Raw genomic sequence first — 2,783 nt, 5'->3', positions numbered from 1 at the left:
CTGCCATGCCGTTGGCGCGTTCGCGGACGAACGTCATGGCTTCGGTTTCGGTGAGGACGCCGGCCAGGGCGGAGGCTGTGATCTCCCCGACGGAGTGGCCGGCAAGGATGACCGGCAGGGTGCCCAGTTCGACGTCGAACAGCGACTGCGCGGCCACCAGTCCGGCGGCGACGATCAGCGGCTGCGCAACAGCGGTGTCCTTGATGGTCTCTTCATCGGAGGTGGTGCCGTGCGCGGTGAGGTCAATCCCTGCGATTTCGCTGAGGGCAGCCAGGTGGCCTGCGACGGGCGGCAGTTCCAGCCAAGGGGCCAAAAAACCGGGGGTCTGGGAGCCCTGTCCAGGGCAGACGATTGCAAGCACGTATCCAGCTTTCCAAACTACGGCGTGATTATCGGTGCATTCATGCACCAAGCTCACAGGGTCACTTTGTAGGAAGTCTACAACTGCTCAGGTGTTGTTACGCGACGGTTGCCGTTCCGCGGCGGGCTTCGGCGGGGTCGCCAGACGGCCAACGACGAGGGCCGTTTGGAGTACAAAAGCCTCCCGGGGCAACAGCGGGTCCCAGCCCGTGACGTCGCAGACGCGCTTGAGCCGGTAGCGCACGGTGTTGGCATGGACGAAGAGTTCACGGGCCGTGGCCTCGAGCGAATGGCCCAGCTCCAGGTACGTCCCCAGGGTCTCCACCAGGCCGTTGGACGCCGCGAGCAGGGGCCGGTAGATGTTCTTGACGAGGGAGCGCCGTGCGGCGTCGTCGCCGGAGATCACCCGCTCCGGCAGGAGGTCATCGGCGGCGNGGCGGGCCATGCGCGGGCAGCGGTCAGCCCCGCGAAGGCTGACTGGGCCGAGCTGCTGGCCTCCAGCAGGGAGCCCGCTTCGGCGCCGTAGACCACCGGGCCGGGGGCGAAAAGTTCGGCGAGTTTCAGGTACGCGGTCTCCCGGTCGTGGACCCCGCCCAGGATGAGGATGAGCCGGTCGCCCTGGATTCCGACGAGGGCGTCTTCGGCGAAACGCCCGGCCGTGCGGCGCAGTTCGCTGACGTAGCTGGCATTCGGTTCGGACGGGGTATTGCCCACCATGACGGTGAAGCGCTCCTGCGCCTTCCAGCCCAGGGCGGCAATCCGGGACCGCAGGGCGTCGGTGTTTTCGCCGCGCAGGATGGCGTCCACAATGAGCGCCTCCAGCCGGGTGTCCCACGATCCGCGGGTTTCGGCAGCGCGGGCGTAGACGTCGGCTGCCGCGAACGCCACCTCGCGGGAGTACCGCAGGACCGCCTCGCGCAGCGCGCCCTGGTCCGCCTCCGGGGCGATCACTGGCACCTGGTCCTCAACCACTTCCACCACGATCCGGATCAGCTGGAGGGCCTTTTGCAGGCTGATGGAGCGGGTGAGTTCGGTGGGCGCGGTGCCGAAAACGTCGGACAGGATCCACGACGGCGAGCTGGGGCGCTCGTACCACGTGACGAAGGCGGCGATGCCGTTCTGGGCCACCATGCCCAGGGCCGAGCGCTCGTCGGAGTTCAGCCGGCTGTACCACGGCAGGGACTTCTCAAGCTGGCGGAGCGTCGTCGTGGAGAGCTGGCCCACACTCGCCCGAAGCTTCTTGAGCGTCTCGACCTTCTCCGGAGGCACCGCCCTCGAAGCGGGCTTGCGTTTTGCGGGAGTGGTGATCGGCTCGGCCATGCATCGAGCATACGGGGACTGCGGCCCAAGCTCCATTTGTGCAAAGGCTACAAGGCACCATGTGCCAGATCACAGTGCTGGATCACAGTGGATGGTAAAACGACGACGGCGGCCCCCGCCTTCCGGTGGGGACCGCCGTCGTACGGTGCTGGACTGACTCTAGGAGTCGCCGCCCGCGTTGCCGGTGGTGCCGGCGTTGACGTTGTGCAGGCGGTACTTCTCGATTGCCTGGGCCGGAGCCTGGGCATCCACCTCGCCACGGCGGGCCAGCATCTGCAGGGAACGGACAACCACAGAGTGGATGTCGTTCTTGAAGAAGCGGCGCGCTGCGGCGCGGGTGTCCGAGAAGCCGAAGCCGTCTGCCCCGAGCGAGGCGAACTCGTTCGGGATGAACTGGCGGATCTGGTCCGGCACGGCCTTCATGTAGTCGGTGACCGCCACAATCGGACCGGTGGCGCCGGCGAGCTGTTCGGTGACGAACGGGACGCGGGCGGGCTGGCCGGGGTTGAGGAAGGCTTCTTCCTCCGCGGCCATGGCGTCGCGGCGCAGCTCGCTCCAGGACGTCACGGACCAGACATCGGCCGAGACGCCCCAGTCCTCGGCAAGGACCCGCTGGGCCTCGAGGGCCCAGGGAACGGACACACCGGAGGCAAGGATCTGCGTGCGCGGGCCGTCGATCTTGGCCGGCGCCAGCAGGTAGATGCCCTTGATGATGCCCTCGACGTCGATTTCCGCCGGCGCTGCAGGCTGGGAGATCGGCTCGTTGTAGACGGTGATGTAGTACATCACGTTCCGCGACGGGTCGTTGTCCGCCAGACCCGGACCATACATACGGTTGAGGCCGTCGCGCATGATCACGCCGATCTCGTAGCCGTAGGCCGGATCGTAGGTGACGACGGCCGGGTTGGTCGCGGCCAGGATGGGGGAGTGTCCGTCGGCGTGCTGCAGGCCTTCGCCGGTGAGGGTGGTGCGGCCGGCGGTGGCGCCGATGATGAACCCGCGGGTCATCTGGTCCGCGGCGGCCCAGAAGGAATCGCCGGTGCGCTGGAAACCGAACATCGAGTAGAAGACGTAGATCGGGATCAGCGGCTCGCCGTGCGTGG

The 2,783-nt window shown here is 67.4% G+C and carries 2 protein-coding genes and 1 pseudogene; all 3 read right to left on the bottom strand.

From position 1 onward, the window contains the following. Positions 1-361: ACP S-malonyltransferase (locus K789_RS0119620; protein ID WP_024368239.1), on the bottom strand; the 361-nt coding region annotated here is incomplete at its 3' end. A gap of 87 nt (positions 362-448) precedes the next feature. Beyond that, a pseudogene (locus K789_RS23625) lies at positions 449-1,680 on the bottom strand (PucR family transcriptional regulator). A 159-nt stretch (positions 1,681-1,839) separates the two neighbouring features. After that, on the bottom strand, positions 1,840-2,783 hold a 944-nt coding region (locus tag K789_RS0119610), incomplete at its 5' end, for a transketolase-like TK C-terminal-containing protein (protein WP_024368238.1).

It is taken from the genome of Arthrobacter sp. TB 26 (assembly GCF_000427315.1).
GTDB lineage: Bacteria > Actinomycetota > Actinomycetes > Actinomycetales > Micrococcaceae > Arthrobacter.
This window is presented reverse-complemented; position numbering and strand designations above follow the sequence as displayed.